This window comes from Holzapfeliella floricola DSM 23037 = JCM 16512, from assembly GCF_001436605.1.
In the GTDB taxonomy this organism is placed as follows: domain Bacteria; phylum Bacillota; class Bacilli; order Lactobacillales; family Lactobacillaceae; genus Holzapfeliella; species Holzapfeliella floricola.
In genome coordinates this window covers 1,533-6,101 of record NZ_AYZL01000014.1, presented here as the reverse complement: position 1 = coordinate 6,101, position 4,569 = coordinate 1,533, and the positions used below count along the sequence as shown (strand labels likewise).

The 4,569-nt window shown below is 37.0% G+C and carries 3 protein-coding genes and 10 tRNA genes; all 13 read right to left on the bottom strand.

Annotated elements, in window-relative coordinates:
• Positions 1 to 140: 140 nt before the first annotated feature.
• The 13 genes from FC86_RS02410 to FC86_RS02350 all read right to left on the bottom strand — a co-directional run bounded on the left by FC86_RS02410 (position 141) and on the right by FC86_RS02350 (position 4,559).
• A complete protein-coding gene (locus FC86_RS02410; protein ID WP_056974416.1) occupies positions 141 to 1,217 on the bottom strand; it encodes a lysylphosphatidylglycerol synthase transmembrane domain-containing protein in 1,077 nt (358 codons plus the stop codon).
• A gap of 8 nt (positions 1,218 to 1,225) precedes the next feature.
• Entirely contained in the window at positions 1,226 to 2,272 is a 1,047-nt protein-coding gene (locus FC86_RS02405; protein WP_056974415.1) for a glycosyltransferase family 4 protein, read from the bottom strand.
• 28 nt (positions 2,273 to 2,300) lie between these two features.
• The gene (locus FC86_RS02400) at positions 2,301 to 3,443 is read right to left on the bottom strand and encodes a glycosyltransferase family 4 protein (protein WP_056974414.1); all 1,143 of its coding nucleotides are present in this window, start codon (positions 3,441 to 3,443) and stop codon (positions 2,301 to 2,303) included.
• 221 nt (positions 3,444 to 3,664) lie between these two features.
• A tRNA-Leu gene (locus tag FC86_RS02395) sits at positions 3,665 to 3,749 on the bottom strand.
• Positions 3,750 to 3,789: 40 nt separating this feature from the next.
• Positions 3,790 to 3,860: transfer RNA gene (locus FC86_RS02390), tRNA-Cys, on the bottom strand.
• 19 nt (positions 3,861 to 3,879) lie between these two features.
• Positions 3,880 to 3,951: transfer RNA gene (locus FC86_RS02385), tRNA-Gln, on the bottom strand.
• 8 nt (positions 3,952 to 3,959) lie between these two features.
• Positions 3,960 to 4,032 (bottom strand) — tRNA-His (locus FC86_RS02380).
• A 13-nt stretch (positions 4,033 to 4,045) separates the two neighbouring features.
• Positions 4,046 to 4,116 (bottom strand) — tRNA-Trp (locus tag FC86_RS02375).
• A 7-nt stretch (positions 4,117 to 4,123) separates the two neighbouring features.
• Positions 4,124 to 4,206, bottom strand: a tRNA-Tyr gene (locus tag FC86_RS02370).
• A 6-nt stretch (positions 4,207 to 4,212) separates the two neighbouring features.
• Positions 4,213 to 4,285, bottom strand: a tRNA-Phe gene (locus tag FC86_RS02365).
• A gap of 4 nt (positions 4,286 to 4,289) precedes the next feature.
• Positions 4,290 to 4,362 (bottom strand) — tRNA-Asp (locus FC86_RS02360).
• 11 nt (positions 4,363 to 4,373) lie between these two features.
• Positions 4,374 to 4,447, bottom strand: a tRNA-Met gene (locus tag FC86_RS02355).
• Positions 4,448 to 4,469: 22 nt separating this feature from the next.
• A tRNA-Ser gene (locus FC86_RS02350) sits at positions 4,470 to 4,559 on the bottom strand.
• Positions 4,560 to 4,569 lie beyond the last annotated feature (10 nt).

Sequence of the window (4,569 nt, the reverse complement as noted above, 5' to 3'; positions counted from 1 at the left end):
AAGTTGTCTTGCAACACTTTTTTAAATCTTTTTTTGATTTGTTTATTTCGCGTTGCGTCGTTATTTAACGACAAAAATTATATTACCATGGCGTACTGACTTCGTCAATACTTTTGTTATGATTCTATAAAAAAGAAGCATTATTGCTTTTTCTTGTACAAAAAAGCAAATGCTCCTAAAAACATCCCTAAATAATAAGTGATAAAACGCCATAAGAATAAGGCAAGTACTAATTGGGGCTGAGCTAATCCAAATGTTGAAAATAGCATCTTGAAACTGTACTCAGCTCCCCCTGCTCCCCCTGGCAATGGAAAAATAGAGGTGATCATCACAATCATAATATGCATGAAAACAACTGTTAAGAAGTTAGCTTGTACACCTAGTGCTAGTAGGACAAAGTACGGTATAGCATAAAAAACAATTAGCTGCATCATTGTATACAGCACAGCCCACATAACCTTTTTCTTTTCGTTTTTTAAATGCTGCCCTTCATTATAGAAAGTATCTATTTTTTCATCTACTGAATCTTTCCATTTTAACTGTTTATCTTGCAACTTTCTTTTAAGTTCTTTTACCTTCTCAGTTCGAGACTTAAAAATAAATCGCACTAAATCGTAGAATTTATCAATTACATAAACACCTAAGTTTAAAAAAGTATGCATCATACCCTTAGTAAACTTGTATTGGAACATTACTAACAGGAGAAACACAATGGCAAAAACGTGAATAACAAAGCCAAATAAAATCAAAAAGGCTAGGCCGCCAAAATGTTGAGCTACTAATTGAAAACCAAAAATCATTGTCAAAATAAAGTTAACCAAAACTGCCAACTGATAGATAATGAATTTAGTCATTAGTAACGAACTCGCACGACCTACCTCTACTCCCATTGTTGAAAGTGCATACAGCTGCGCCGGCTGTCCTCCTGATGAAAAAGGTGTAATTGCATTAAACAATGCCTGTACTAATGGTATACGGTAAAACTGCCACATGGAATAATTAGATTTTTCTCTACCTATTAACAAAACCTTCAATATTAATGATTCAAAATAATAGGCTATAATCATGCACAAAAAGGCGATTGCTAAGTAAAACCAGTTAAAATTCTTCGTGGCATTAACCAAGTGTGAGAACGGAACGTCCTTTGCTTCTAGCCAAAAAATAAGTGACCCAAATAAAAGCATCCCGACGAACCATAGTTTATTTTTTCTAGTCATAAATCAAATTATCCTCTACTTTGATTATTTTCTTTAGCAATCTCATACTGCTCTTCATAAAATTGCTTCCAAATTTTAGTTAGATTAGCTTCCGAGTATCGATCTGAAGCCGTTTTTGAAAATGATTTTAGTTCGGCAATTCTATCCTGGTTATGAACTAATTCACGAATCTTAGCTTGCATCTCATCTGAATCTTCACATGATTCATAGTAACCATCAATTACGGCTCGATATAACTCTAAATCTCGCAACATGACAGGCGTTCCTGTACTGAATGCTTCTAACACCGACATTGGAAATAATTCATCAAAAGATGGCAGTAAAAACAAATTAGCCATATTTAAATAATCAACTAGCTGATCTCTCGGAATAATACCTGTGAAAATAAGATTTTTAGGGGGATTTTTAACAACTTTATTTAATTGTTCATAACCATCTGTAATTTTTCCAAAAGAAAAGCCCCCAGCCCAAATAAACTGTAGATCAGGATTTTGCTGAGCAAGTTTAACAAAATCAAGAACACCTTTTCTTTGTTGTACTTGTCCATCACCAAACACAATAAACTTATCTTGATCAATATTATAAGCTTTTCTGAGTTCTACTTTTTCCTCAGCACTCTTTTCATAAAAAACATCTTTGGTTACAAAGTTTGGAATATATTTAATTTTTTCACGTGCAATTCCATACTGAGTCAGCTTGTCTATAAAGATTGGATTAACAACAACAATTTGATCCATTCGTTTGTAAAAAGAAACAACGTATTTATAGAACACTTTTCTTGCTACCCACGGCAATTTGATGCTACCTTCTAGTGTTTCTGGCAAGAAATGTACATAACCAATTTTCCGTCCTCTTTTACGGCTAAATGAATTCAAATAAAAAGAGGGGTTAATAGTATGGTAGTGCGTTAAGTCCACAGGCTGTTTTTCATTAACAGTCACTTTGAATGTTCCTTTTAAATGCTGATCCAACAATCGAATTAATTCTTTGTATGCACTCCCAACACCTTGTCCTTGTACTGAGTCTGCATGCGAAAACATATTAATTTTAATCACTTGTATACTCCTTATCAAACTATGCTATTTAGTTCTCTTCGATAACTGTTTGGTAAAATTTTTCTATCTTTTCACCAAACGTATCTGCCGATATTTCCTCTAATTTTTCTTCTAGCAATTCAGGATTAATCTTACCTGGGCCTTCTTGTAAATAGTCAACAATTTCTTGATACATTTCCTCATGATCAGTAAAAGTACGCCCGTATTCTGGCGTATTAAATAACCTATCAGTGTATTCGCCACTGAATACGACACACTTAGTACCAGTTGCCATGGCTTCTATATACGTCAACCCTTGTGCCTCTGTATCGCTGGCTGACACAAATAGATCTGCCATTCGATAATAACTGCCTACTTTTTCATGAGGAACTGCGCCAATAAACTTAACAGAATCCGATACTCCTAAACTTTCAGCTTCATTTTTTAAAGTTTTGAGGTCAGGCCCATCGCCGGCTACTATTAAAACAATATTTTTAACTGATTCAACTAATTTAGGCATCGCCTCTAAAATTCGACTTATTTTCTTTTCCATTGAAATGCGACTAAGTGTCAATATAACTGGCGTTTGCTCTGCTAAGCCTAACTCTTTTCGTAAATCACCACTGTAACTTTCACTTAAACTACTCAATTCAATTCCTGTTGGAATAATTTCAATAGGCTGTTTAACACCATAACTTTGAAGTGTCGTTTTAACACGTAGGCTGGGTGCAACTACGCCTTTTGTATGATGCAAGAACGCACGTGCAAACCGTTTAACATGAACGGGTTTCAATAGATGACCATTTAAGACATAGTGTAAATAGTCCTCGTACATTGTATGATAAGTATGAATCACCGGGATTTTTAAGCTTTTAGCAACATACTTGCCAATCCATCCCATTGAAAACTCAGTTTGGGTGTGTACAATATCTAGATTTAATTCTTTAGCAATTTCTGTCGCATGAAATAATCCCCTGTAAACGACTCTCCTATCCGTAAACGAAACAAATGGTAAACTACCAAATCTAAAGATATTAGGTTCAAACTCTTCTTGTGAAATTTTTGGATCAGTTGTTGTGAAAATAAAAACAGAATGTCCTAAATTTTCCAAGCTATTCTTCAAAGTTTGAATTGAAGTCGCTACTCCACTAATTTGTGGAAAATATGTATCTGTAAAAATCCCAATATTCATATCAGGTCCTCCTTATTACTAACCAATTAAGTATACCGGTTATACTAAATCACTTCAAACAATTCAATATTAAGAATATTTAAACGATCGTGAATAATTTTTGTCCTAATTAAATTTCATCTGTACAGTAGAAAGTCAAACGATTAAACATAGTAATATCTAAAAAAGACCTCAACGATTAAAAATCGTTGAGGTCTTTTTTACTTATATTCTCAGCTAGATACCGGTGATCGGGGTCGAACCGATACGCCCATAATGGGCACTGGATTTTGAGTCCAGCGCGTCTGCCAATTCCGCCACACCGGCATAATAAATAATTAATAATCCTAAAATAGCCCAAGTGAAAAGGCGGTAGTCGGATTCGAACCGACGATAAAGGTTTTGCAGACCTCTGCCTTACCACTTGGCTATACCGCCAGAAACATATAAGATTATATTGGGTTAGCTGGATTCGAACCAGCGCATGACGGAGTCAAAGTCCGTTGCCTTACCGCTTGGCTATAACCCATTAATAAGGGCGGTATATGGGGTTCGAACCCATGTATGCCGGATCCACAAACCGGTGTGTTAACCACTTCACCAATACCGCCGTGATAACAAAACAGGGATAGTAGGAATCGAACCCACATCGACGGTTTTGGAGACCGTAGTTCTACCGTTAAACTATATCCCTATTCAAATGGAGGAGAGTGGATTCGAACCACCGAACCAATAATGGGGCGGATTTACAGTCCGCTGCGTTTAGCCACTTCGCTACTCCTCCGGAAAATGGCTCGGGACAGAATCGAACTGCCGACACACGGAGCTTCAATCCGTTGCTCTACCAACTGAGCTACCGAGCCAATACGGTCCCAACCGGATTTGAACCGGTGATCTCCTGCGTGACAGGCAGGCGTGATAACCCCTACACCATGGGACCACTTCATTATATTGCGGGAGCAGGATTTGAACCTACGACCTTCGGGTTATGAGCCCGACGAGCTACCAGACTGCTCCATCCCGCGATAATAAAAATATTAAATTAAAAGGAGGATGTGGGATTCGAACCCACGCGCGGTTTGACCCGCCTGACGGTTTTCAAGACCGTTCCCTTCAGCCGGACTTGGGTAATCCTCCGATATTAAAA